22 protein-coding genes are annotated in these 23,986 nt (G+C 70.6%); 17 read left to right on the forward strand and 5 right to left on the reverse strand.

Annotation, left to right across the window (positions count from 1 at the left end; translation table 11 throughout):
* The first annotated feature begins 3 nt into the window (after positions 1–3).
* Complete coding sequence (rlmB, locus tag GEV27_RS14865; RefSeq protein WP_153934949.1) at positions 4–948, forward strand: 23S rRNA (guanosine(2251)-2'-O)-methyltransferase RlmB; 945 nt, start codon at positions 4–6, stop codon at positions 946–948.
* Between the two features lie 27 nt (positions 949–975).
* On the opposite strand, the gene GEV27_RS14870 is transcribed toward rlmB, so the two are convergent.
* The gene (locus GEV27_RS14870; protein WP_153909470.1) at positions 976–1,569 is read right to left on the reverse strand and encodes a TetR/AcrR family transcriptional regulator; all 594 of its coding nucleotides are present in this window, start codon (positions 1,567–1,569) and stop codon (positions 976–978) included.
* Positions 1,570–1,740: 171 nt separating this feature from the next.
* On the opposite strand from GEV27_RS14870, the gene GEV27_RS14875 reads away from it, so the two are divergent.
* The 4 genes from GEV27_RS14875 (at position 1,741) to GEV27_RS14890 (ending at position 5,473) form a co-directional block, all read left to right on the forward strand.
* Positions 1,741–2,553, forward strand: coding sequence for a mycofactocin-coupled SDR family oxidoreductase (locus GEV27_RS14875; RefSeq protein ID WP_153909469.1), 813 nt, complete (start codon positions 1,741–1,743; stop codon positions 2,551–2,553).
* 84 nt (positions 2,554–2,637) lie between these two features.
* Entirely contained in the window at positions 2,638–3,912 is a 1,275-nt protein-coding gene (locus GEV27_RS14880) for a cytochrome P450 (RefSeq protein ID WP_153934950.1), read from the forward strand.
* Between the two features lie 2 nt (positions 3,913–3,914).
* On the forward strand, positions 3,915–4,235 hold the full coding sequence (locus GEV27_RS14885; protein WP_153909467.1) for a 2Fe-2S iron-sulfur cluster-binding protein: 321 nt from the start codon (positions 3,915–3,917) through the stop codon (positions 4,233–4,235).
* Entirely contained in the window at positions 4,232–5,473 is a 1,242-nt protein-coding gene (locus GEV27_RS14890; protein WP_309222286.1) for an FAD-dependent oxidoreductase, read from the forward strand. The genes GEV27_RS14885 and GEV27_RS14890 overlap by 4 nt, the downstream gene beginning before the upstream one ends.
* Positions 5,474–5,489: 16 nt before the next feature.
* Here GEV27_RS14890 and GEV27_RS14895 read toward each other — a convergent pair whose 3' ends face one another.
* Together GEV27_RS14895 and mftR are read right to left on the reverse strand one after the other, a co-directional pair.
* Entirely contained in the window at positions 5,490–7,124 is a 1,635-nt protein-coding gene (locus tag GEV27_RS14895) for a class I adenylate-forming enzyme family protein (RefSeq protein WP_194944223.1), read from the reverse strand.
* Between the two features lie 143 nt (positions 7,125–7,267).
* On the reverse strand, positions 7,268–7,858 hold the full coding sequence (gene mftR / locus GEV27_RS14900; protein ID WP_153934952.1) for a mycofactocin system transcriptional regulator: 591 nt from the start codon (positions 7,856–7,858) through the stop codon (positions 7,268–7,270).
* Between the two features lie 104 nt (positions 7,859–7,962).
* Here mftR and mftA point away from each other — a divergent pair, with 104 nt between their 5' ends.
* Genes mftA through GEV27_RS14935 form a run of 7 tightly spaced genes read left to right on the forward strand, consistent with a single transcriptional unit; the run spans position 7,963 to position 14,617 of the window.
* Positions 7,963–8,070 (forward strand): mycofactocin precursor MftA, encoded by a 108-nt coding sequence (mftA, locus tag GEV27_RS14905; protein WP_153651671.1) that lies wholly within the window; start codon positions 7,963–7,965, stop codon positions 8,068–8,070.
* 17 nt (positions 8,071–8,087) lie between these two features.
* Positions 8,088–8,387, forward strand: a complete 300-nt coding sequence (gene mftB, locus GEV27_RS14910; RefSeq protein WP_153909464.1) for a mycofactocin biosynthesis chaperone MftB — start codon at positions 8,088–8,090, stop codon at positions 8,385–8,387.
* Positions 8,384–9,616 carry a mycofactocin radical SAM maturase gene (gene mftC / locus GEV27_RS14915; RefSeq protein WP_153934953.1) on the forward strand — a complete coding sequence of 411 codons (1,233 nt, stop codon included), beginning with the start codon at positions 8,384–8,386 and terminating at the stop codon, positions 9,614–9,616. Before mftB ends, mftC begins: the two co-directional genes overlap by 4 nt.
* A gap of 20 nt (positions 9,617–9,636) precedes the next feature.
* A complete protein-coding gene (gene mftD, locus GEV27_RS14920) occupies positions 9,637–10,890 on the forward strand; it encodes a pre-mycofactocin synthase MftD (RefSeq protein WP_153651674.1) in 1,254 nt (417 codons plus the stop codon).
* A gap of 1 nt (position 10,891) precedes the next feature.
* Positions 10,892–11,614, forward strand: coding sequence for a mycofactocin biosynthesis peptidyl-dipeptidase MftE (gene mftE, locus GEV27_RS14925; RefSeq protein WP_153651675.1), 723 nt, complete (start codon positions 10,892–10,894; stop codon positions 11,612–11,614).
* A gap of 22 nt (positions 11,615–11,636) precedes the next feature.
* Positions 11,637–13,031: a mycofactocin biosynthesis glycosyltransferase MftF gene (gene mftF / locus GEV27_RS14930; protein ID WP_309222287.1), complete on the forward strand. Its 1,395-nt coding sequence runs from the start codon at positions 11,637–11,639 to the stop codon at positions 13,029–13,031.
* A complete protein-coding gene (locus GEV27_RS14935; RefSeq protein WP_309222288.1) occupies positions 12,977–14,617 on the forward strand; it encodes a GMC family oxidoreductase N-terminal domain-containing protein in 1,641 nt (546 codons plus the stop codon). Before mftF ends, GEV27_RS14935 begins: the two co-directional genes overlap by 55 nt.
* 21 nt (positions 14,618–14,638) lie before the next feature.
* Here the strand turns inward: GEV27_RS14935 and GEV27_RS14940 are convergent, their stop codons facing one another.
* Complete coding sequence (locus GEV27_RS14940; protein WP_194944224.1) at positions 14,639–15,601, reverse strand: helix-turn-helix domain-containing protein; 963 nt, start codon at positions 15,599–15,601, stop codon at positions 14,639–14,641.
* 221 nt (positions 15,602–15,822) lie between these two features.
* Between GEV27_RS14940 and GEV27_RS14945 the strand changes: the two genes are divergently transcribed.
* Entirely contained in the window at positions 15,823–17,265 is a 1,443-nt protein-coding gene (locus GEV27_RS14945; protein ID WP_309222289.1) for an aldehyde dehydrogenase, read from the forward strand.
* Positions 17,262–18,386 (forward strand): NDMA-dependent alcohol dehydrogenase, encoded by a 1,125-nt coding sequence (locus tag GEV27_RS14950; protein WP_153909461.1) that lies wholly within the window; start codon positions 17,262–17,264, stop codon positions 18,384–18,386. Before GEV27_RS14945 ends, GEV27_RS14950 begins: the two co-directional genes overlap by 4 nt.
* 75 nt (positions 18,387–18,461) lie before the next feature.
* On the opposite strand, the gene GEV27_RS14955 is transcribed toward GEV27_RS14950, so the two are convergent.
* On the reverse strand, positions 18,462–20,432 hold the full coding sequence (locus GEV27_RS14955; RefSeq protein WP_153934956.1) for an FAD-dependent oxidoreductase: 1,971 nt from the start codon (positions 20,430–20,432) through the stop codon (positions 18,462–18,464).
* A 107-nt stretch (positions 20,433–20,539) separates the two neighbouring features.
* On the opposite strand from GEV27_RS14955, the gene GEV27_RS14960 reads away from it, so the two are divergent.
* The 3 genes from GEV27_RS14960 to GEV27_RS14970 all read left to right on the forward strand — a co-directional run bounded on the left by GEV27_RS14960 (position 20,540) and on the right by GEV27_RS14970 (position 23,982).
* A complete protein-coding gene (locus GEV27_RS14960) occupies positions 20,540–21,340 on the forward strand; it encodes an ester cyclase (RefSeq protein ID WP_194944225.1) in 801 nt (266 codons plus the stop codon).
* Positions 21,341–21,384: 44 nt separating this feature from the next.
* Positions 21,385–22,998: an AMP-binding protein gene (locus tag GEV27_RS14965; protein WP_194944226.1), complete on the forward strand. Its 1,614-nt coding sequence runs from the start codon at positions 21,385–21,387 to the stop codon at positions 22,996–22,998.
* Between the two features lie 222 nt (positions 22,999–23,220).
* The gene (locus GEV27_RS14970) at positions 23,221–23,982 is read left to right on the forward strand and encodes an SDR family NAD(P)-dependent oxidoreductase (RefSeq protein ID WP_153935061.1); all 762 of its coding nucleotides are present in this window, start codon (positions 23,221–23,223) and stop codon (positions 23,980–23,982) included.
* The last annotated feature ends 4 nt before the right edge of the window (positions 23,983–23,986 follow it).

Here is a 23,986-nt window from a genome sequence, read left to right on the forward strand (position 1 = left end):
GACATGCCGGGCAACAGCAAGCGCAAGGGCGCCATCAAGAAGACCGGCAAGGGCAACCCCACTGCCGGTTCCGGTGGACGCCGCCGTCAGGGGCTCGAGGGCAAGGGCCCGACGCCGCGCGCGGAGGACCGTCCCAACCACAAGCTCTACAAGATGAAGAACGCCTCGGCCAAGCGCGAGGCCGCTCGTCCCAAGCGCAAGCAGGGTGACGCCGCCGAGTGGGTCGCGGGGCGCAACTCGGTGCTGGAGCTGCTGAAGGCGACCGTGCCGGTGCACGCGCTGTACGTCGCCGAGGGCACCGACCGCGACGAGAAGGTGCGCGAGATCTTCAAGCTCGCCGCCGAGCAGCACGTCAGCCTGCTCGAGATCGGCCGCATCGAGCTCGACAAGCTCACGGGGGGAGCGGTCCACCAGGGCATCGCCGCGAAGCTCAACGCGTACGAGTACGCCGCCCCGCAGGACCTGCTGGACTTCGCTGCCGAGCGGGACGAGCCGGCCCTGATCCTCGTGCTCGACGGCATCACCGATCCGCGCAACCTCGGCGCGATCATCCGCTCCGCCTCGGGCTTCGGCGCGCACGGCGTGGTCATCCCCGAGCGCCGCGCCGCGCAGATCACCGCTGCCGCGTGGAAGACGTCCGCGGGCGCGGCGGCACGGGTGCCGGTCGCCCGCGTCACCAACATCACCCGCACCCTCAAGCAGTTCCAGGAGGACGGCTGCATGGTCGTCGGCCTGGCCGCTGACGGCACGGTCGACGTGGCCGAGTCCGAGCTGGTCGACGGCCCGCTGGTCGTCGTGATCGGCAGCGAGGGCAAGGGCCTGTCCCGCCTCGTGGGCGAGACCTGCGACGAGATCGTGTCGATCCCCATGTCGACGGGCCTCGAGAGCCTCAACGCGGGCGTCGCAGCGGGCATCGCGCTCTACGCGATCAGCCAGAAGCGCCGCTGATCCCTCCCCGCCCGCTGGCCGTCAGGGTCAGCGGGGCGGGCGGAGGGCGTCCAGGACCAGGGCGACGTAGTGCCGCCACGTCGCCGGATCCCGGTCGTCACGGTCGAGCAGGACCGTCGAGAAGCCGCTGACGAGGACCTGCAGGTCGGTCGTGGTGGCGTCCGGTCGGAGGGTGCCCTGGCGCTGGGCAGCGGCGACGATACGGTCGAGGACCCCGGCCCGTTCGTGGTCGCCCCGCCACTGGTCGGCACGGCCCAGCACCTGGCCGAACAGTCGGTCCTCGGCCAGACGTGCCGCGATTTCCCCGAGCAGGTCGGCCAAGGCCTGGAAGGCGTCCTCGTGCTGCTCCGCCTCGGCCGCGAGGGCGTCGAGCCAGCGGATCTGCTCTCGGGCCACTGCCTCGACCAGGTCGCCCTTGGTGGGGTAGCTGCGGTAGACCGTGGCCTTCCCGACACCCGCCCGCTCGGCGATCACCGGGATGGTGGCCTCCATGCCCTGGGCCGCGAACACCTCGCACGCGGCGGCGAAGACCGCCTGCTGGTTGCGCCGTGCATCAGCGCGGAGGCCGGCCCGTGCGGCGGGGCCAGCCGCGGGGGAGGGCGGGCCGTCGGGATTGCTCATCGGCGTCCTCGTGGTGCGAGATCTGCGGACGGATCGGTCCACCTCGAGGATAACGGGACCTCCGAGTCCAGTTGTCCCCGGAGGCGGCGTGCTGATCACGTGCCGACGGGTGCATTGTGGCCCAGGGCGCCACTATGGGGTGCTCAGCACCCACCCATCTCGGAGGTCACCATGGCTCGGCTCAGCGGCAAGATCGCATTCATCACAGGCGCGGCACGGGGGCAGGGGCGTTCCCACGCGGTCCGCCTCGCCTCGGAGGGTGCCGACATCATCGCCCTCGACCTGGCCGGCCCCCTGCCGGGAGTGCCCTACGAGTCCGCCACGCGGGCAGATCTCGACGAGACGGTTCGTCTCGTGGAGGCGGAGGGCCGGCGCATCGTGCCGTTCGTCGGTGACGTGCGCGATCTGGACGGCATGCGCGCCTTCCTGGACGGGGCCGTGGCCGATCTCGGAGGTCTCGACATCGTCGTGGCGAACGCCGGCATCTGCATACCGGCCGCGTGGGACGAGGTGAGCCCCCGGATCTTCCAGGACACCATGGACATCAACGTGACCGGCGTGTGGAACACCGTCATGGTCTCGGCCCCGCACCTGGTGCAGCGCGGCGGCGGATCGGTCATCCTCATCAGCTCGTACGCGGGCAAGAAGGTGCAGCCGTTCATGGTCAGCTACACGACCAGCAAGCACGCTGTCACGGGGATGACCCGGGCGTTCGCCGCAGAGCTCGGCCGGCACAGGATCCGCGTCAACAGCATCCATCCCGGCGGCGTCAACACCCCCATGGGCTCGGGCGACATGCGTGCCGTGCTCGAGCGCGCGGGCGAGACGAACCCGCCGCTCAACGCGATGGGCACCCCGTTCGTCCCGCAGTACTCCGCTGAGCCCGAGGAGATCGCCGCAGCCGTGGCCTTCCTCGCCTCGGACGACTCGAGCTTCATCACAGCGGAGCACCTGAGCGTCGACGGCGGGGCCCAGTACTTCTGAGTCGACACCTCGCGCCGTCCCTAGATCTACCGACCGTTTGGCTGTTAATGTGTCGGTGATCACTCACTTCAACCGGGAGACGGCATGCCGATCGAGAGCGCGGACCTGCTGGGCGTCGAGATGACCCACGACGCCACGGCGCACTGGGCCGCGCTGCGGGCCCACGACCCCGTGCACTGGAACGAGCAGCACAAGGCCTGGGTCGTGACCCGCTACGAGGACGTGGTGGCGGGCTTCACCGACCCGCGGCTGTCGTCGGACCGGATCCGGCCGCTGCTGGACGTCGTGTCGGCCGAGCGGCGCGCCGAGCTGGCGCCGATGCTGGGCGTGATGAGCGACTGGATGGTGGTCTCGGATCCCCCGGCGCACACCCGGTTGCGATCGCTCGCCAACGCGGCGTTCCGTCAGCAACGGATCGTCACGATGAACGCGTGGATCGCGGAGATCGTCGACGAGCTGCTCGACGACTTCATCGCCTCCGGCGAGACGGACTTCGTCGCAGGCGTGGCCTATCCCATGCCGGCCACGGTGATCGCCAAGATGCTGGGGGCGCCGGCCTCGGACCGGGGCCTGTTCCAGACCTGGTCGGACGAGCTGGCGCTGGTCGCGTTCAGCGCCGGGGGAGACGCCCGCAGGGACCGGCACAGCCGGGCGCTTGCAGGTGTCGCGGAGATGCAGCAGTACCTCGGTGACCTGATCGCCCAGGTCGAGAAGTCCCCCGGGGACGACATGATCTCTGCCCTCCTCGAGCCCTCGAGGCTGGGTGGCGAGGACCGTCTCTCGCGCGAGGAGCTCATCTCGCTGTGCTCCCTCATCCTGTTCGCCGGCCACGAGACGACGACGAATCTGCTGTGCAATGCAGTGGTCGCGCTGTCCCGCCATCCCGACCAGCTCGAGCTGCTGGCCGCCGAGCCGTCCCTGACCAACGCAGCCGTCGAGGAGGTGCTGCGCCTGGAGGGACCCATCAAGATCATCGTCCGCTGGGTGGCGGCGGACCTCGAGCTCGGCGGCAGGTCGATCAAGGCCGGCGACCGGGTGTACCTGGTGCTCCAGTCGGCCAACCGTGACGAGGACTTCTTCGCCGACGGCGACAGGTTCGACATCCGCCGGGCGAGTCCGACGCCCCATGTGGCGTTCGGTCGCGGCGCCCATGCGTGCCTGGGCGCCCAGCTGGCGCGGATCGAGGCACGGGTGGCGCTGCCGCGCATCATCGCGCGGCTCCCCGGGCTCACGGTGCCCGGTCCGGTGACCTGGAAGTCCAACATCGCCTCGCGCGCCGTCGAGCGACTCGACGTCGACCACCTGGGTCGGGCCGTGCCCGACCCGCAAGCGGCGGCTGCCTCGACGGAAGGCTCGTGACCATGGCTGCAGTCACCTATCGGGAACCTGATGGCACGCCTCGCGCGGTCGAGGTCGAGCCCGGGACGAGCGTCATGCAGGCGGCGGTGGTGCACGGCGTCCGCGGGATCGTCGCCGAGTGCGGTGGCCAGCTCATGTGCGCGACGTGCCACGTGTACGTCACGAACGCCGACGGCGGCGTGCCGGAGCTCAGCGAGGACGAGCGGGACATGCTCGAGCTGGCAGCGGCCCCCACGGACGAGCGGTCGCGTCTGTCGTGCCAGCTGGTGATCCAGGCGACGACGACCGAGGTGGACGTCCAGATCCCCGAGGTCCAGGTGTGACCGGACGCCCCGGTGACGACAGGACCGTCATCATCGGTGGGGGGCAGGCGGCGCTCAGTGTCATCGAGTCCTTGCGGGCCGGAAACCACGCGGGCCCCATCACCCTCGTGGACGCCCACGAGGGCCTGCCCTATCAGCGTCCGCCGCTGTCCAAGGCGTACCTGGCCGGGACGGGAGGGCACGACACCACCCTGCTCCGTCCGGCCTCCTACTACGTCGAGAACGACGTCGAGCTGATGCTGGGCAGCCGGTGCGTGGCTGTGCACCGAGAGGAACGCCAGGTGGAGCTGGCATCGGGTGAGCGGTTGTCGTACGGGCACCTCGTCCTCGCGCCCGGTTCCGCTCCGCGGCAGCTCGTCGTCCCGGGCGCCGACCTGGACGGGGTCCTCACGCTGCACGGGCTCGCCGATGCCGATCTGCTCCGTGAAGCACTCGGCGCAGCATCTTCGCTGGTCGTCATCGGCGGTGGCTTCATCGGTCTGGAGGTGGCCTCCTTCGCGGCGAAGTCCGGACTGGCCGTCACGGTGCTGGAGGCCGGCGAGCGACTCATGCAGCGCTCGAGCTCTCCGATGCTGTCGGAGTTCATCCGGACTCTGCACACGGCTGCCGGGGTCGACATCCGTCTCGGCGCCCGTGTGGTGAGCATCGAGGGCGACCGTGCGGTCGAGGGCGTCGTCCTGGCCGACGGTGAGCGATTCCCGGCAGACGTCGTGCTGGTGGCCGTCGGATCGGTTCCTGCCACGGCGGCGATCGCCTGTGACGTCGACCGGGCGGACGGCGGCGCGGTCCTGGTCGGACCGGGGCTGGTGTCATCGGACCGCGCGATCCTCGCAGCCGGCGACTCGGCGTCCTTCATCGCGGGGGACGGCCGCTGCACCCGGCTGGAGTCGGTACAGAACGCGACGGACCAAGGTCGCTGCGTGGCCGCGTCGATCATGGGCCGACCGACCGCATTCGATGCGGTGCCGTGGTTCTGGACCGAGCAGCTCGGCGCGAAGGTGCAGATCGCGGGTCTGGTCGATCGTGGCGACCGGTGGGTGCTGCGGGGCAGCCTCGGGGACCGCCGCTTCACGATCTTCTCCTATGCGGGCGACCAGCTGCTCGCGGCGGAGTCGGTCGGCCGCGTCGCGGACCACATCGGCGTCCGAGCCATCCTCAAGGGCGGCGGGACGCTGTCACCAGCGCACGCCGCCGATGTCGGCGTCGATCTTCGCAAGCTCGCCGCCGAGGCCCAGTAGCCGCCGCGCCACCGGGTCAGAGCAGGGTGCCCTGGTCCAGCTGCTCCTTCAGGCGGAACTTCTGGATCTTCGTGGCAGACATCGGCCACTGCGTGACGAAGTGCACCTCGCGCGGCACCTTGAACTTCGCCAGGCCGTCGCGGCAGTGCTGGATCAAGGCTTCCTCGGTCACCGACGACCCGGGGGCCAGCTCGACGAATGCGACGGGGACCTCGTCGAGACGGCTGTCTGCCCGGCCCACCACGGCGGCGAGGGTGACGTCCGGATGGCTCACGAGATGTGTCTCGATCTCCACCGCGGCGACGTTCTCGCCCCCCACCTTCAGCATGTCCTTGAAGCGACCGAGGAACGTGAGGGCGCCGCCCGCGTCGACCATGCCCAGGTCCTCGGTGTTGAACCATCCCTGGTCGTCGAACGCCATCGCGGTCTTCGCGGGATCGTTGTGGTACCTGGTGAACAGGTTGTAGCCACGCAGCCAGATGACTCCCTTGGTCAGGGGCGGGACCTCGGCTCGTCCGTCGAAGTCCCGGATCTGGAGCTCGATGCCCTCCAGGGGCTTGCCCGAGGTCAGTCGCTCGGGGGCGGAGTCGCCGATCCGTCCCATGACGGCGATCCCTCCGCTCTCGGTCGAGCCGTAGCAGCTCACCTGGATCGTCCCGCTGGGCAGCGAGTCCTGGAACTTGGCCAGCAGGTTCGGCGGGCCGACGTTCAGGACCGCGCGCGCTGTCGACAACGCGTCGGCCGAGGCCTCGGGGTCGTTGATCAACGGCTGCATGATCGCGGGGTACGCCGGGAACAGCACCGTTGCCTGCTCGCGCTTGATCTGCGCGAGCGCAGCGGCGGGCTTGAAGTGCACCGTCGAGATGTACGTGCCGCCAGCATCGAGCACGCCGGTCAGGGGCGCCTGGGCGCTGACGTGGAACATCGGCAGCGGGTTCCAGAGCCGGTCATCGGACGTCAGCTCGAAGTTGCTGCGCCCCACTGCGATGCCGGTCTTGATGATGGACCGGAACGGGAGCACGCACCCCTTCGGCATGGCCGTGGTCCCGGAGGTGTACAGCATCAGGTAGGGGTCCTCGGCGTCGATGGCCTCGGCGCCCGACAGGACGTCGTCCTCGGGCACCTGGGCGGCGAGCTCGTCGACCCGACCGTGCCCGACGAGTCCCGGCACCGTCGTGCGGCCGAGCAGGAACGTGTGCCGCAACGCCGGGGCTGCGTCGCTGGCGCCCTGCTCGCCGGGCCCCGCCGAGTCGAGCCCCGGAAGCGCTGCTGTCACCCGTCCCACCAGATCGACCTCGTCGCCCGCGTGGTCGCCGGTCACGAGAGCCGCCATGCCGGAGTCGGTGATGATGTACGCGAGCTCGCGCGGCGACAGCCGCGTGTTGATCGGGACGGCGGTCAGGCGGGCGAACGAGCATCCGAACAGCACGTGGAGCAGGTCGACGGAGTTGTGCATGACCAGGCCGACCCGATCCCCGGGGACGAGGCCCGCGGCGGTGAACGCGCGGGCGTACCGCAGCGAGTGCGTCAGCAGCTGCTCGTACGTCTCACGGGCATCGTCCACGACGAGCGCCTCGCGCGGGCCGAACTGGGAGGCCCCGCGGCGCAGGAGGGCTGGGATGGTGATGCCGTCGGGGATCTCCGCGCTCATGATGGCTCCTCGGTGACTGCGGGGTGGGGTTGGGGGACCGGTGTCCGGTGAGACGCGGGTCACGTAGAACATACAAACGGTCGGTAGATTAGTCAATGAAGGGATGATCAGCGGGTGGAGCGGGGTCCGAAGGCTCGGCGCTCTCAGCAGAGGTAGTCGCGCAGTGCGGCGAGGTTGGCTTCGAGGATCTGGGTGAGTGAGCGGTCGGGATCGCCCAGCCACTGCTCGTACGCCGCCACTGACTGCGCGAGGCTGACGTGCCCGACGAGGCGGGGAATCGCGTCGTCGGGTGCGAGGCCCAGCCGGGTGGCGATGAACTCGGCGATGACGCCGCGCCAGGCCTCGTACTTGAGGGCCGAGTGAGCCTGGAGAGCCGGAGTCGTGAGGAGCAGCCGCATCCGGAACCGGTGCTGGTCGAGCGCGGCGTCGTCGAAGCGGTTGAAGTCCACGACGCAGCGGTGCACCGCGTCGGCCAGCGGCATGTCCGCGGGGATCTGGTCGAACTGCTGGCGGAATCCGCGCAGGCTCTCGTCGAACCGTCCCCACGGGATGTCGTTCTTGGACGGGAAGTAGCGAAACAGGGTGCGCCGCCCCACGCCGACCGCGTCCGCGATCTGCTCCAGCGTGGTCTCCTCGAAGCCCTGGCGCTCGAAGAGCTGGAACGCCGCGTGCTCGATCGTCGCGTGATCTGTCACCGAGGGGCGACCAAGAGACCGGGAGGGCGGGGCGTTCATCGCCTCGGAATGTAACAGTGGCGCGTGTCACTTCCCTTTTGACCCTGAGTGCCATTATCGTGTGCCACGGGTCACAAGCGGTGACCCGCGATCAGGAGGACACCATGGAGAACAACCCGACCGCTGCTCCCACGACGAACGACGACACCGCGCTGGCGACTGCGGACCTCATCGAAGAGGTCTCCATCGACGGCATGTGCGGCGTCTACTGAGCCGGGGGAGACCACCCATGTCAGGAATGCTCGACGAGTCGTGGCGGCTGTCGCCGTCCGTGGAGCTGCGCCCCGAGCCCTTCGGTGCGCTGGCGTACCACTTCGGCAATCGCAAGCTCACCTTCTTGAAGAGGCCGGAGCTCGTCGCTCTGGTCCGCGGTCTCGGCGAGCATCCTGACGTCCGGTCCGCCCTCGTGGCCGCCGGCATCGCGCCCGACCAGTGGTCGGCCTACGAGTCGGCCCTGCAGGGCCTCGCTGACACCGACATGATCCGCCCGAACGAGAACACCCGCATCGCCGAGAAAGGTGTCGCATGACCATCCTCGAGACCCGTCCGACCATCGAGCGTCCGAAGAACGGCTCGCTGATCGAGCAGTTCGAGCACGGCCTCGACGCGCCGATCTGCCTCACGTGGGAGCTCACCTACGCCTGCAACCTGGAGTGCGCCCACTGCCTGTCGTCCTCGGGTCGCCGCGACCCCAACGAGCTGACGACCGCCCAGGCGGAGGCGGTCATCGACGAGCTGCAGCGCATGCAGGTGTTCTACGTGAACATCGGCGGCGGTGAGCCCACGATCCGACCCGACTTCTGGCACCTCCTGCAGTACGCGGTGGACCACAACGTCGGCGTGAAGTTCTCGACCAACGGTGTGCGCCTCAACAAGGAGAAGGCCGCGCTGCTGGCCTCGACCGACTACGTCGACGTGCAGATCTCGCTCGACGGCGCGACCGCCGAGGTCAACGACTACGTCCGCGGCCCCGGCTCGTACGACACCGCGATCACGGCGTTGGCGAACCTGCAGGAAGCCGGGTTCAAGGACGCCAAGATCTCGGTCGTCGTGACCCGCCAGAACGTCACCCAGCTCGACGAGTTCAAGGCCCTGGCCGACAAGTACGGCGCGACCCTGCGACTGACACGCATGCGTCCTTCCGGTCGCGGCGCGGACGTCTGGGACGAGCTGCACCCGCTGCCCGAGCAGCAGCGGATGCTCTACGACTGGCTCGTCGCGAACGGTGACAACGTGCTCACCGGCGACTCGTTCTTCCACCTCGCTGCCTTCGGCGAGAGCCTGCCCGGTCTGAACCTGTGCGGGGCCGGACGCGTCGTGTGCCTGATCGACCCGGTCGGCGACGTGTACGCGTGCCCGTTCGCGATCCACGACAACTTTCTGGCCGGCAACATCCTGGCCGACGGCGGATTCCAGCGCGTGTGGCAGAACTCCGAGCTGTTCAACGAGCTGCGCTCGCCGCAGACCGGTGGCGCCTGCACGAAGTGCGAGTTCTTCGACGCCTGCCGCGGCGGCTGCATGGCCGCGAAGTTCTTCACCGGCCTGCCGCTGGACGGACCCGACCCCGAGTGCGTCCAGGGCTACGGCGAGACCGCACTGGCCGGCGAGCGCATCATCCCGGCGCAGTCGCAGGACCACTCCAAGGCCAACCCGACCCGCAACCAGCCGGTCATGCTCACCCTCACCCGCCGCGAGGACATGACCGCACCGCCGGTCTCGGCCTGCGCCGAGAACCCCCTCGCCGGCTTCACCCTCTGACCAGAAAAGAGCACCTCAGCATGCCGAAGAACCCCTGGGCCCAGAACCCCTGGTTCGAGTCCGTCGCCGTCGCCCAGCGTCGTGCCAAGAAGCGTCTGCCCTCCTCGGTCTACGGCGCACTCGTCGCCGGGTCCGAGCGCGGCCAGTCGACCGCCGACAACGAGGCCGCGTTCATGGAGCTGGGCCTCGCGCCCCACGTCGCCGGGCACCAGCCCGAGCGCTCGATGGCCACGACGGTCATGGGCCAGGACGTGTCGATGCCGGTCATCATCTCGCCGACCGGCGTGCAGGCCGTCCACCCCGACGGTGAGGTCGCCGTCGCGCGGGCTGCTGCGTCGCGTGGCACCGTCATGAGCCTGAGCAACTTCGCCAGCAAGTCCATCGAGGAGGTCGCCGCGGTCGCGCCCAGCACCTTCTTCCAGATGTACTGGACCGGCGACCGCGACGTGATGGTCCAGCGCATGCAGCGGGCCCACGCAGCCGGAGCCGTCGGGCTCATCGCGACGCTCGACTGGTCGTTCTCGATGGGACGCGACTGGGGCAGCCCGGAGATCCCCGAGAAGGTCGACTTCAAGACCGCGCTGAAGTTCGCGCCCCAGGTCGCGCGCAAGCCGCGCTGGCTGGCGCAGTTCGCGCGCACCGGAGCGATCCCCGACCTCACCGCGCCCAACCTCGCCGCCCCCGGTGAGGCCAAGGGCCCGACCTTCTTCGGCGCGTACTACGAGTGGATGACCACGACGCCCCCGACGTGGGAGGACGTGGAGTGGATGCGCGAGCAGTGGCACCAGATCAGCGGCCACCCGTTCATGCTGAAGGGCGTGTGCCGCGTCGACGACGCCCGTCGCGCGGTCGACGCCGGCGTCACGGCGATCTCGGTGTCCAACCACGGCGGCAACAACCTGGACGGCACCCCGGCCCCGATCCGGGTGCTCCCCGGCATCGCCGATGCCGTGGGCGACGAGATCGAGGTGCTGCTGGACGGTGGCATCCGGCGCGGCAGCGATGTCGTCAAGGCCGTCGCGATGGGCGCCCGCGCGGTCATGATCGGTCGCGCGTACCTGTGGGGACTCGCTGCGAACGGCGAGGCCGGCGTCGGCAACGTGCTGGACATCCTGCGCGGCGGCATCGACTCCTCGCTGCTGGGCATGGGCCTGGCGTCGATCGACCAGCTCGACCGCGACATGCTGGTCGTCCCCGACGGCTTCACCCGTCGGCTCGGCGCAGCCGGTCCGGCCGCTGTCGCCCAGGACGTCGCTGACACGGCGACCGCCTGACATGGCCGCCGAGCTCGCCGACACCACCTGGACCGAGGTGGCCGCCACGCCGCTCGTGCTCGTCCCCGTGGGGTCGATCGAGCAGCACGGTCCGCACCTGCCCCTCGACACCGACACGGCCATTGCGGTGGCGGTGGCCGAGGGCGTCGCCGAGCGGCTCGGCGGCGACGTGCTGGTCGCTCCGCCCGTGTCGTACGGGTCGAGCGGCGAGCACCAGTCGTTCGCCGGCACGTGCTCGATCGGCTCGGAGGCGCTGCGGACGTTCGTCATCGAGCTCGTGCGGTCCATGAGCACGTGGGCGGGGCGGATCGTGTTCGTCAACGCCCACGGCGGCAACGTCGCGGCGCTCGCCAAGGCGACGTTCCAGATGATCGTCGAGGAGCACGACGTCTCCTGGGCCGCGTGCGCGACCGAGGGGGTCGACCTCCATGCCGGGATCACCGAGACCTCGTTGATGCTGCACATCCGCCCCGGGTCCGTCCGGCTCGACCGCGCGGAGGCGGGCGAGAAGCGTCCGCTGGCGGAGATCCTGCCGCTCATGATGGCCGGCGGGGTCGGGGCCGTGTCACCCAACGGGGTGCTCGGCGACCCGGCCGGCGCGACTGCCGAGAACGGTGCGCAGGTGCTCGAGGACATGATCGCCGAGATCGCGCACCGGATCCGCGACGGCGTCCCCGACGCGCGTGGCATGCTGGCGCTCAGCCCCATGGCGAGGACACAGTGACGAGGACAGTGACGAGGACGCGGTGACGAGCGCGTCGCGGCTTCCCGACGGATTCGTCGTCCGTCTGCACGACGACGTCGCCGTCGGGAAGCTGCTCGTGCGTGGCTCGCGCTTCGTCCGCCTGTCGGCGACTGCCCGGCAGATGCTGGCCGATCGCTCGCTGACGGTCGGCTCCCCGATGTCGGCCGCCCTCGCCGCACAGCTCCTCGACCTCGACCTTGCGCGGCCGGAGCCGGGCGGTGACGCCCCAGAGCTCGAGGACGTCACGGTGGTGGTGCCGGTGCGCGACAACGCGCTCGGCGTCGATCGCCTGCTGGCCCGTCTAGCGCCGCACGTCGTCTGCGTCGTGGTCGATGACGCATCCGTCGAGCACCACGAGGTGGCCCGCGTGGCCGAGCGGCACGGTGCGACCCTCGTGCGGCTCGACCGCAACGTGGGCCCTGCGGCTGCTCGCGACATGGGGATGCGATCCGTGCGGACCCCGTTGGTCGCGTTCGTCGACTCCGATGTCGTCGTGTCGGCGTCCGCGCTTGGCCTGCTGGCCGCGCACTTCGCGGATCCGGGCCTCGCGGCAGCCGCGCCGCGCATCCGGTCGCGCGGCGGACGCCGCTGGTTCGAGCGCTACGAGGACGCGTGCGGATCGCTCGACCTGGGGCCCGTGCCCGCGACCGTCCGGCCGTGGTCGCCCGTCGCGTACGTGCCGAGCGCGTGCCTGGTGGCCCGGGTGGCGGCGCTGGGAGACGGTTTCGACCCCCGGCTGCGCAGCGGCGAGGACGTCGACCTGGTGTGGCGGCTCGTCGACGCGGGCCGCCGGGTCCACTACGCGGCGGAGGTGGAGGCGGCCCACGACGTACGCCCTTCCGTCGTGCGCTGGCTGGGACGCAAGGCGTTCTACGGCACCAGCGCGGTCGCGCTCGCGGCCCGTCACCGTGACAAGGTCGCCCCGGCGGTGCTCACGCCGATCGGCGCAGCGGCCGTGCTGGGCGTCCTCCTCCAGCGCCGGTGGTCGTGGCTGGTCGCGGCGGGCTGCGCGGGCCTCATGACACGCGACGTCGCGCGCCGGCTGCCCGAGCTGACCCTCGCGCAGCAGGCGGGGGTCGTCCGCACGACGGGCCTCGCCCTGGCCCGTCAGACGGCTGGACTCGCTCTGCGGCACTGGTGGCCGGTCTCGGTCGTGCTGGCCGCGGGGTCCACCCGGGCCAGGCGTGCGGTCGCGGTGATGGCCGTCGCCGAGGGGGTCACGGCGCGCCGCAGGTCCGGCACCGATCTCGACCCGATCCGCTTCACGCTGGCCCGTCGGGCCGACGACCTCGCGTACGGCGCAGGCGTCTGGTGGGGGGCCGCGCGGGAGCGCTCGATCTCGTGCCTGCTGCCCCGTTGGCTCCCGTCGCGACCTGCGTCCGCGGGCCGGCCGTGATCTACGACTACGTCGTGGTCGGTGCGGGCGCGGCCGGGTGCGTGCTCGCGGACCGGCTGTCGGTCGACCCGTCGGTCGAGGTGCTCCTGGTCGAGGACGGGGGGCCGGCTCGCAACCCCGTGCTGTCGGTCCCCAGGGCGTTCTACTTCACGCTCCGCTCCGACCGGTACACGCGTCGCTATCCCACCCGGCCGAGCCCACCCGGGACGCCTGCCGAGACATGGGTCCGCGGCCGCGGACTCGGCGGGTCCACGCTCGTCAACGGGATGATGTACGTCCGTGGGGCGCCGGCCGACTTCGACGCCCTCGAGGCGGCGGGCGGCCCCGGCTGGGGTGCGAGGGCGTTCGGCCGCGCGTACCGCGCGATCGAGGACCACGCTCTCGGCGCCTCCCGGTCGCGCGGCGCCGGCGGCCCGCTGGCCATCTCGGTGCCGGACGCCGGTGACGAGGTCACCGAGGCGCTGTTCGCGGCGGCGGGCGCCCACGGGCTGCGGCGTACCGCCGACTTCAACGACTCCGACGACGCGCGGATCGGCTTCACCCCCGCGACGATCCGCCGCGGTCGGCGGGTGAGCGCGGCGTCGGCCTTCCTGACCCCTGCCCGGCGTCGCGCCAACCTCACCGTGATGACCGGCACCCGGGCCGAGACGGTCGTCATCGCGGGTTCCCGGGCGGTCGGTGTCGCCCTGCGCACGGGGGACCGGGCGCAGGTGGTGAGGGTCCGCCGTGAGGTGCTGGTGGCCGCGGGCACCATCGAGAGCCCGCTCCTGCTGGAACGCTCGGGCATCGGGCGCCCCGAGGTCCTGGCCGCGGCGGGCGTGGTGCCGCAGGTCGAGAGCCCCAACGTCGGTGAGCGGGTCATCGAGCAGCGTGCCGTCAGCCTGCAGGTGCGGTTCCGGGGGCGCCGTGGACCGACCGAGCGGCTCAACCGCTGGCCCGGTCAGGCCCTCGAGGGCGCCCGCTACCTCGCGACGAGGCGGGGACCGGTCGCGACCAGCGGCTACGACGTCGTGAGCGCGTTCCGCTCGGGGCCCGGGGTCGGACGCCCCGACGTCCAGGGTGTGTGGGTCCCCATGGCGATCGACGAGACGTCCGAGCAGATGCGGCTGGCGCCCTATTCGGGGCTGCTGTTCACGGGTTATGCGATCCGCCCCACCAGCACCGGCTCGGTGCACCTCGCCTCTGCCGCGGACGGCGGCCCGCCCGTCGTGTCACCCCACCATCTCCAGGACGAGCCCGAGCGTGCGGCGACGGGCGCGATCCTCGATCACGCACGATCGATCGTGGCGACCTCGCCGCTCGCGGACCTCGTGCAGGACGAGGTGTTCCCGGGGCAGTCGGTCGCGACCCCGGACGAGGTCGTCCGGCACGCGATCGGGCACGGCGGCGGCATCTATCACGCGGTCGGCTCGTGCGCGATGGGTCCGCACGACGACGACGTCGTCGACGGCGACCTGCGCGTGCGTGGGGTGGAGGGGTTGCGGGTCGTCGACGCGTCGGTGCTGCCGTTCCAGGTGTCCGGCAACACCGCCGCTCCGGTCATGGCGCTCGCCTGGCTCGCCGCCGAGCGGATCCGCTGGTCCTGAGATCGTCCGGGCCTCCCGGGCTCAGGACAGGCAGGCGTGGCGGACGTCGCGCGGGGACAGCCCGAAGGTGGACCTGAACAGCCGGGACAGGTGGGCGGGATCGGGGATGCCCCACCTCGCGCCGATCGCTGCGATGGTCCGGTGTCGGAGGTGAGGATTCTCCAGGTCGCGCCGGATGTGCCTGAGGCGCTCGGTGCGGATGTACCCCGACACGCTCACGCCCGCGTCCGCGAAGATGCGGTGCAGGTGACGCAGCGACAGCCCGGTCGCCGCGGCGACCGCGGGCGGGCTGAGATCGGGATCGCCCAGGTGCGTCCCGATCCACGCCATCGCAGTGGCCTGGGCCGCCTGGTCCGACAACGGCTCGGGCGCGACGTCCACCACGGCTGCTGCCAGCAGCTCGACCAGTACCGACAGCAGGCGCGAGGCCGCCGGCGCGGAGCACTCGGGCAGGCGGTCCCACAGCTGGGTCAGGTACGAGCTGAAGATCGCGCCCGCGCCGGCGGTCGCGGACAGCGGCGAGCGTTGCAAGGCAGCGAGCACGTCGTTGCGCAGTGGCAACCGGTCGCGTGGGATCAGCACGGCGTCCGCGACGAAGGGCGCGAACTGACGCACGTCATAGGGCCGGGCCGTGTCGTAGATCGTCAGGTTGCCGGGGGAGAGGATTCCCTCCCGCTCGTGCTGCCGGATGCCCGCGCTGCCCTCGCGCTCGATCAGCACCTTGAGCACGTCGGTCGGAAAGCTGCCGATCATCGGGTTCGTCCGCGACACGTCCTGCTCCACCGAGCTGACGCGCATGATCGCCACTCCGTCGACGGCGTAGGCCTGGACCGAGCCGTGGAAACGCCCCGCCGTCCGCGGCGAGACGTCCAGCGAGAGATCGGAGGCGGCGAGCATGGACCGGTACTCGTCCGAGCTGGTGGTGGAGCTGCTGGCGAGCGCCGTGGCGGGGCGTGTCGCGGGCGTGAGCGAGAGGGTCGACATGTGCGAGCTCCGATCTACCAACCGATTGTATGGTTCGGGCATTCTACGTCGGTCGGGGTCAGGAGGGAAGCCGCGGGCGGGAAGGGGTGGCACGCACATGCAAACACCCGTGCACGGAGAGACAAGTCAGCCGGTGTGACCCCGGTTACGGTCTGTTGACACCGAGCACCAACCGTATTCGAAGGGACACCGTCGTGACGACAACCACCTCAGCCTCTGCCGTGAGGAGCTTCGATCAGCTCTTCATCGGCGGCACATGGGTCGACTCCACCGGCACGGGCCGCATCGACGTGATCTCGCCGAGCACCGGCCAGGTCATCGCCCAGATCCCCGACGCGACCGAGGCCGACATCGACAAGGCCGTCGCCGCTGCACGTGAGGCCTTCAACGGCCCCTGGCGCCGCACGACTCCTGCTGAGCGCGGTGCTGCGCTGGCTCGCCTGGCCGACGAGATCGAGAAGCGGATTCCCGAGTTCGCCGAGACGTTCGCGCACGAGGTGGGCGCACCGACACCCGTGGGCGTGGGATTCCACACCCTGGCCGTCACCATGCTGCGACAGTTCGCCACGATGCACGAGACGACGGACTTCGTCGAGGTCCGTGACGAGGCCGGCGCGCGCGTCCACATCGTCCGGGAGCCCGTCGGCGTGGTCGGCGCGATCATCCCGTGGAACGGTCCGGTCGCGGCTGCGACGTGGAAGATCGGGCCCGCGCTCGCGGCTGGCTGCACCGTCGTGGTCAAGCCGGCCCCTGAGGGTCCGCTGACGACGCTCATGCTCGCCGAGTGCATCGAGGCCGCCGGCCTGCCGGCCGGCGTCATCAACATCGTGCCCGGCGGCCGCGAGGTCGGCGAGCGCCTGGTCACCCACCCTGACGTCGACAAGATCGCGTTCACGGGCAGCACCGTGGCCGGCAAGCGGATCGCCAGCCTCTGCGGCGAGCGCATCGCCCGGGTCACCCTCGAGCTGGGCGGCAAGTCCGCGGCCATCATCGCCGAGGACATCGACCCGGCCGACGTCATCCCGACGCTCGTGCCGGCGGGGATCGGGCACACCGGTCAGGTCTGCGCCGCGATCACGCGCATCCTCGTGCCCCGCTCGCGGCACGACGAGTACGTCAGTGCGATCACCGCTGCGATGGAGTCGATCGTCGTCGGTGACCCCTTCGACCCGTCGACCGCGCTCGGCCCCCTCGCGATGGAGCGCCAGCGCGCCCGTGTCGAGGAGTACGTCGAGATCGGTCGCCAGGAGGGTGCCACGGTCGCCGTGGGCGGAAGCCGTCCCGCCGGGCTCGAGGACGGCTTCTACTTCGAGCCGACCCTGTTCACCGACGTCACCAACGACATGCGGATCGCCCGTGAGGAGATCTTCGGGCCCGTCATCACGATGATCGACTACGACGACATCGACGACGCCATCGCGATCGCGAACGACTCGCCGTACGGGCTGGCGGGCGCGGTGTACTCCAACGACCCGGCCGTCGCCACCCGCGTCGCCAGCGAGGTGCGGACGGGCCAGATGTACGTCAACAACGCCGGCATGTGCGTCACGCAGCCGTTCGGCGGATTCAAGGAGTCCGGCATCGGACGCGAAGGCGGGCCCGAGGGCCTCGCCGGCTATCTCGAGACCAAGATGATCAACTTCGGCCAGGAGGCAACGTCATGACGATCAACACCAAGGGTGCTCTGCTGTGGGAGCCCGGAACCAACTCGGGATGGACCATCTCGGACATCGAGATCGACCCGCCGAAGCGCGATGAGGTCCTCATCAAGCTGACCGCGTCCGGCCTGTGCCACTCCGACGCCCACCTCGACACGGGGGACATCCCGCTGCCGTACAAGCCGGTGCTCGGCGGACACGAGGGTGCGGGCGTGATCCAGGAGGTCGGCCCCGAGGTGCACGACCTGCAGGTCGGTGACCACGTCGTGACCACCTTCCTGCCCTCGTGTGGCGTGTGCCGGTGGTGCTCGTCGGGCATGGGCAACCTGTGCGACGTCGGCGCAGGCGTCCTCAGCGGCTTCGCGCCCGACGGCACGAACCGCATCCACTCGGGCGGCCAGCCCGTCGGCGCGATGTCGTTCCTCGGCACGTTCTCGCCGTACGTCGTGGCGCCGGTGAGCGGTGTCATCAAGATCGACAAGGACATCCCCCTGGAGAAGGCGGCGCTCATCGGCTGCGGCGTCCCGACCGGATGGGGCTCGGCGGTCAACTCCGCCGAGACGCAGGTCGGCGACACGGTCGTCGTCGTCGGCACGGGCGGCGTGGGCATCAACGCAGTGCAGGGTGCGCGCCACGCGGGCGCCAGGACGATCGTGGCCATCGACCCGGTCGCGTTCAAGCGGGAGATGGCCGAGCAGCTCGGCGCGACCCACACGGTCGAGGACTTCGAGAAGGGGATCGCGCTGGTGCGCGACCTGACCCACGGCGTCATGGCGGACCGGGTCATCTTGACCACGGGCGTGGCGTACGGCGACCTGATCGCCCCGTGCCTGGAGCTGACCCGCAAGGCCGGCGTCCTGGTGGTGACGGCGGCCGCGCCCGCGATGCAGACGGAGGTGAGCATGAACCTGCTCGACCTGACGATGTCGGGCAAGCGGGTCCAGGGCGCGCTGTACGGCTCGTGCAACGCACGGGTCGAGGTGCCCAAGCTGCTCGACCTCTACCGCTCGGGCGCGTTGAAGCTGGACGAGCTCGTCACCCGTACGTACTCCCTGGAGGAGATCAACCAGGGCTACACCGACATGTCGGAGGGTCGCAACCTGCGCGGGGTCATCGTCTACGAGTGAGCGACGCGCAGCACTGAGCGAGACCGGACCGCGGAGGGCACTGCCCTCCGCGGTCCTTGCGCGTCCGCGCGTCCCTCAGGCCGGCGCAGGCTCCCCGGCCGTCCCCGCGAGATCGCGGACCGCCGCCATGGCCTGGTGCACGGCCTCACCGATGCGTGCGATCCCGGCAGCGTCACCGATCAGGATGCAGCGACGGCCGCGCGCGGTGAGCTCGGCGTGCAACCCGGTGTCGCTGCGCCTGCCCTGGGCGAGAACCACCGTCGCGGCAGGGAGACGACGCGCCTGCCCGACGCCCGCGAGTGCGACGTCCGTCGGGGTGATGGCGACGAGCTCGGACTCGGTGATCACCGTGAGGCGGGGATTCGCGCGGAGCCGACCGAGGAGGACCTTGCGGTACAACGGCTCGGCGGCACGGGCGAGCTCGGAGTCGCGCGAGCGGCTGACGAGGGTGACATCCAACCCGTGCGCTGCGAGGAGCTCGGCGGTCTCGCAGCCGGTCTCGCCTCCGCCGTAGACCACCGCGGGACCCGGCAGCGCCGCGACCGCCTCCGTCTCGTCGAGCAGGAGGTCGTACGCGGAGTGGACCGTGGGACCGTCGTGGCCGGGGATGTCGTGCCCGAGCGAGGTGGCCCCCTGCGCGTGGATGACCGCGAACGGGGCGATCGCGTCGACGGCGTCGGCAGAGGCCTGGACCCCGAGGTGGACGTCCACGCCCGACGACTCCAGCCTCTCGACGAGGTAGTCGCGGTACCAGAGCAGGTTCTCCTTGTCCGGAGGCGCCGCGGACGCGATCAGGCCACCGCCCAGAGAGGTGCCGCGCTCGAACAGGGTGACGTCGAAGCCCACCGACTCGGCCTGGATCGCGGCCGCCATGCCGCCCGGCCCGCCGCCCACGACGACGATCCGTCGGCCCCGGCCGATGTCGCGGGGCAGGAGGGGGACCAGTTCGCGACCCGCGCGGGGATTCTCCGCACATCCCGTGGGCTGGTGCTTGAAGACCCGGTCGGCACACCAGTTGCAGCTCGTGCACGGACGGATGGGCTCGGACCGGTCGCCGCGCGCCTTCGCGGCCCAGGCCGGATCGGCGAGCAGCGGCCGTCCGAGCGCGATCAGGTCGACGTCGCCGGCCTCGAGCGCGGCCTCCGCGGTCTCCGGCCACCTGGTGCCGATGCCCACGACGGGCACGTCGACGGCCGCCTTGATGCGCCGGGTCAGGTCGAAGCGCCACCCCTCCCGGGACATCGGGTCGATCGTGCGCTCGAGCGATCCCGCGATCGAGCCGGTGGACACGTCGATGCCGTCCACGCCGGCGCCGACCAGGAGGGGAGCGATCGTGGTCATGTCGTCGATCGACAGACCACCGCTCATGTAGTCCTCGGCCGACAGACGATAGAGCAGAGGGCGGTCGCCGATCTCGGCCCTCACCGCGGCGATGACCGCAAGGGGGAGTGTGAGACGGCGCATGAGATCACCGCCCCACGCATCGTCCCGGTGGTTCATGGCCGGCGACATGAAGGCGTGCAGCAGGTAGCCGTGGGCGCCGTGCAGCTCGATCGCGTCATAGCCCGCGGCAACCGCACGAGCGGCGGCGTCGCCGAAGGCCCTCACGACGTCCTCGACCTCGCCCGGGTCCAGGCCCCGGGCGCGCAGGGAGCCGTCCCGCCTCGACCTCACCTCACTCGGAGCGATCGGCACCAGGCCCGGTCGCGGAGCGGCGAACTGTCCGGGCATCTGCAGCTGGAGGCCGGCGACGGCCCCCTCGGCCTTGACGGCGGCCACGAGCCGGGCGTGGCCGGAAACGGCACGGTCGTCGTCCAGCGTCACCTGGGTCTTCTCCGAGATGCCGAAGCTGCTCGCGACGCAGGCGAACTCGACGACCACCATGCCCACGCCGCCACGGGCGCGCTCGGCGTAGTAGGCGATCTGCGCATCGGTGATCCAGCCGCGCTCGTCGGCGAGGCCGGTGGACATCGCGGCCATGACGACGCGATTGGGGAGGGTCACGCCGCGCATGCGGACCTCACTGAACAGACGCTCGTACTTCATGGTCATCCTGTCGTCGCACGAACCCACTTGTCTACCGCTCGTTTGGTAGGTTACTGTGACCTGAGTCATGTGACAAGACGAGTGGGGAGCGGTCGATGTTGGAGCTGATGAGGCGATACGTCCACGGTTTCGTGAATGCCCAGGACCCCGACGTGGCCCGCTCCATCATGGCTGCGGACTACCGCCTCCACATGGGCAGCGACACGCTCGTCGGCCGCGACGAGCAGTACATCCCTGCCGTGCTGCACCAGATGGCGCAGTTCCCCGGCCTCGGGTTCAGCATCCACGAGCTGATCACCGACGGCACCAGGACCGCCCTGCTCTTCAGCGAGCACGGTCACGCCGGACGGCCGCCCGGTCACGGAGCGGCATGGCGCGGGGTCAGCATCTACCGCGCGGAGGACGGCCTGCTGGCCGAGTGCTGGGTCGAGCAGGACCACTTCGGGCGGCGGCACCAGCTCGCCGTCGGGGAGCCGGAGCAGGTGCGCCCGGTCGCGCTGGACCCGTGGTCGGGTCATGAGCGCGGTGACGGCACCGACCGTGCGCACGCGGAGCGTGCGCTGCGCGCGTGGCTCGGCGAGCTGGCGTCGTGGCCCCCGGCCGAGGGGGAGGTGGACGCGGGTGCGAGCGGTTCGACTCAGCCGAGCATCGCCGTGGCCTCCGTCGCGCTGAACGCCTTCGTGGTGGAGGGCTCCCGCGTCGCCTTCAACGCCACGATCAGTGGCACCTACCAGGGCGGTCTGCCGGACGGGGGTGGCCACGGCGCGGCGGTCGCGACCGCGATCGGTGCGTTTGCGCGGCTCGAGGACGGCCGGCTCACCGGGCTCGACGCGATCAGCAACCGGGTGCTGGTCCAGCGCCAGCTGCGTGCCTCACCCCAGGCCGCGACGGCGTCGCCGACGCCCTGAGCATCACCACCCAGTCCAGAACACGAGTCATGGAGGACCGCAGCATGTGGATCAACGCAACGACGATCGGTGACCGCCTCGACCAGGAGGCCGATCGCAACGACGGGATCGCGTTGGTGATGGGCGATCGCCGACTGACGTACCGCGAGCTGTCCGATGCCAGCGACCGGGTCGCGGCGGGGCTCCTCGGTCTCGGCGTCCGGCGCGGGGACCGGGTCGGCATCCTGATGCCCAACTCGGTGGACTTCGTCGTGGGGATCTTCGCGATCGCGAAGATCGCTGCCGTGATCGTCCCGATCAATGCCCGGTTCAAGGCCCATGAGGCCTCCTACGTCATCGACCACGCCGAGATCTCCGTGATGCTGACCTCGGGCGACCCGTCCGGCGCCACCGACTTCCCGGCCCTGTTGGCGCAGGTCATCTCCGAAGGGGGGATGGCCGACGCGACGGTGGTCGACCTGGGCGAGTCGCCCCGTGCCGGATTCCTGACCCGTGACGATCTGCTCGCCGCGGCGGTCCCCGTCCCGGACGTCAAGAAGGTGCAGGCCACGGTCCGGCTGCGTGACATCGGCATCTTGATGTACACGTCGGGCACGACCGCCCGGCCCAAGGGCTGCCTGCTGACGCACGAGGCGGTCGTCCGCCAGGGCGAGAAGGTCGCGCGCACGCGCTTCAACCTGACCCGCGAGGACGCGTTGTGGGATCCGCTGCCGTTGTTCCACTGCGGCGGCATCGTGCCGATGCTGGGGGTGTTCTCGGTCGGTGCGAAGTTCTGCCACCCCGGGTTCTTCGAGCCGGGCCCGTCCCTGCGGATGATCAAGGCCGAGCGCTGCACGGTCCTGTACCCGGCATTCGAGGCGATCTGGTTGGGCCTCGTCGACCACGAGGAATACGTCCCGGAGGAGCTCCAGCACGTCCGGCTCGTGCAGAACATCCACACCCCCGAACGCATGGAGCAGTTCGCGGCGCAGATGCCCTGGGCCAGCCACGTGACGTCGTACGGCTCCACCGAGAGCGCCACGAACCTGACGATGGGGCTCGAGCACGACACCCCCGAGCTCCGCCTGCGGACCCTGGGCCCCGTGGTCGACGGCATGGAGGTCAAGATCGTCGACCCGGAGACGGGTCTGGAGGTCCCGCCGGGCGTCATGGGTGAGCTGTGCTTCCGCGGCTACTCGTGCTTCGAGGGCTACTACAAGGATCCCGAGCTGACGGCCCAGGTGTTCGATGCTGACGGCTTCTTCCACTCAGGCGACCGCGCGTCCATCGCGGAGACGGGACACATGATCTACGGCGGCCGGATCAAGGACATGCTCAAGGTCGGCGGCGAGAACGTCGCGGCGATCGAGATCGAGGACTTCCTGGCCACCCATCCGGCGGTGAGGGTCGTCCAGGTGGTCGGCGTCCCGGATGCGCGGTACGACGAGGTGCCGGCCGCGTTCGTCGAGCTCGAGCCGGGCGCGAGTGCCACGGAGGCGGACATCGTCGGTCACTGCCTCGGCCGGGTCGCGACCTACAAGGTGCCCCGGTACGTACGGTTCGTCACCTCGTGGCCCATGTCGGGCACGAAGATCAAGAAGTTCGAGCTGCGGGACCCGCTGGTCGCCGAGCTGACGGCCGAGGGCGTCCCCCAGGCGCCCAAGCCGGTCCTGTCCTGAGGGGATCTGGTCGGTCCCCTGACCCCGTCCGCGTCCCTGCCTAACGAGTGGTTGGTGGCTGGACGTCGGTCAGCGGGTGCCTCCGGTGGTCGAAGCTATTGGTATGGCAGGGCGGAGGCGGAGGTGGCGCGTGAGTGGCGAAACTTCCGATATTTGACCATCGACCAACTACCAAACATACGGTAGATTGTTGATCACATCGTCAAGAGAGCGGGAGTGACCATGCAGGTGCAGGGATCGGTGGGACTGGTGACCGGCGGCGGCGGCGGTCTGGGGGCTGGTGTGGTCCGGATGCTGGTGGAGAACGGCGGCAAGGCCGTGGTCCTGGATCTCGACCGCAGCCCCGGTGCAGACCTCGCGGCCGAGCTCGGGAGTGACGTGCTGTTCATCCCCACGGACGTGTCGGATACGGACCAGGTCGCGGCGGCCGTGGCGCTGGCCACCGAGACGTTCGGCCGGATCGATCTGTGCGTCAACGCGGCCGGGATCTCACCCGCGCACCGCGTGGTCGATCGGCGCGGCACGATGTTCCCGCTCGACACCTTCCGCACGACGCTCGACGTCAACCTGACCGGCTCCTTCGACGTCATCCGCCACGTGGCCAAGGCCATGAGCGAGAACGACCCGCGGACCGACGGCGAGCGCGGCCTGATCGTGAACGTCGCCTCGGCCGCCGGGCTCGAGGGGCAGACGGGCCAGGCGGCCTACACCGCGTCCAAGGGCGCGATCCTCGCTCTGACGCTGCAGCTCGCGCGGGACCTGTCGGTCTGGGGCATCCGGGTCATGTCCGTCGCGCCCGGGATCATGGACACGCCCATGCTGGCGGGCGTCGACGAGGCGCGCCGCGCAGCCCTGGTCGACCTGCACGTGTTCCCCAAGCGCCTGGGCACGCCGGCTGACTTCGCCGCGCTGGTCAAGACCTTCATGGAGGTCACGCTGCTCAACGGCGAGTACGTGCGCCTCGACGCGGCCACGAGGCTCTGAGCCC

The sequence above is a fragment of the Aeromicrobium sp. S22 genome (assembly GCF_009661045.1).
GTDB classification, from domain to species: domain Bacteria; phylum Actinomycetota; class Actinomycetes; order Propionibacteriales; family Nocardioidaceae; genus Aeromicrobium; species Aeromicrobium yanjiei.

Excerpts from the sequence above, each read along its gene's own strand:
- GEV27_RS14940 (WP_194944224.1), bottom strand. The coding sequence starts at position 15,601 with ATGTCGACCCTCTCGCTCACGCCCGCGACACGCCCCGCCACGGCGCTC.
- GEV27_RS14965 (WP_194944226.1), top strand. The coding sequence starts at position 21,385 with ATGTGGATCAACGCAACGACGATCGGTGACCGCCTCGACCAGGAGGCC.
- GEV27_RS14875 (WP_153909469.1), top strand. The coding sequence starts at position 1,741 with ATGGCTCGGCTCAGCGGCAAGATCGCATTCATCACAGGCGCGGCACGG.
- GEV27_RS14870 (WP_153909470.1), bottom strand. The coding sequence starts at position 1,569 with ATGAGCAATCCCGACGGCCCGCCCTCCCCCGCGGCTGGCCCCGCCGCA.
- mftA (WP_153651671.1), top strand. The coding sequence starts at position 7,963 with ATGGAGAACAACCCGACCGCTGCTCCCACGACGAACGACGACACCGCG.
- mftR (WP_153934952.1), bottom strand. The coding sequence starts at position 7,858 with ATGAACGCCCCGCCCTCCCGGTCTCTTGGTCGCCCCTCGGTGACAGAT.
- mftC (WP_153934953.1), top strand. The coding sequence starts at position 8,384 with ATGACCATCCTCGAGACCCGTCCGACCATCGAGCGTCCGAAGAACGGC.
- GEV27_RS14960 (WP_194944225.1), top strand. The coding sequence starts at position 20,540 with ATGAGGCGATACGTCCACGGTTTCGTGAATGCCCAGGACCCCGACGTG.
- GEV27_RS14885 (WP_153909467.1), top strand. The coding sequence starts at position 3,915 with ATGGCTGCAGTCACCTATCGGGAACCTGATGGCACGCCTCGCGCGGTC.
- GEV27_RS14880 (WP_153934950.1), top strand. The coding sequence starts at position 2,638 with ATGCCGATCGAGAGCGCGGACCTGCTGGGCGTCGAGATGACCCACGAC.
- GEV27_RS14895 (WP_194944223.1), bottom strand. The coding sequence starts at position 7,124 with ATGAGCGCGGAGATCCCCGACGGCATCACCATCCCAGCCCTCCTGCGC.
- rlmB (WP_153934949.1), top strand. The coding sequence starts at position 4 with ATGCCGGGCAACAGCAAGCGCAAGGGCGCCATCAAGAAGACCGGCAAG.
- mftD (WP_153651674.1), top strand. The coding sequence starts at position 9,637 with ATGCCGAAGAACCCCTGGGCCCAGAACCCCTGGTTCGAGTCCGTCGCC.
- mftE (WP_153651675.1), top strand. The coding sequence starts at position 10,892 with ATGGCCGCCGAGCTCGCCGACACCACCTGGACCGAGGTGGCCGCCACG.
- GEV27_RS14970 (WP_153935061.1), top strand. The coding sequence starts at position 23,221 with ATGCAGGTGCAGGGATCGGTGGGACTGGTGACCGGCGGCGGCGGCGGT.
- GEV27_RS14950 (WP_153909461.1), top strand. The coding sequence starts at position 17,262 with ATGACGATCAACACCAAGGGTGCTCTGCTGTGGGAGCCCGGAACCAAC.
- mftB (WP_153909464.1), top strand. The coding sequence starts at position 8,088 with ATGTCAGGAATGCTCGACGAGTCGTGGCGGCTGTCGCCGTCCGTGGAG.
- GEV27_RS14955 (WP_153934956.1), bottom strand. The coding sequence starts at position 20,432 with ATGAAGTACGAGCGTCTGTTCAGTGAGGTCCGCATGCGCGGCGTGACC.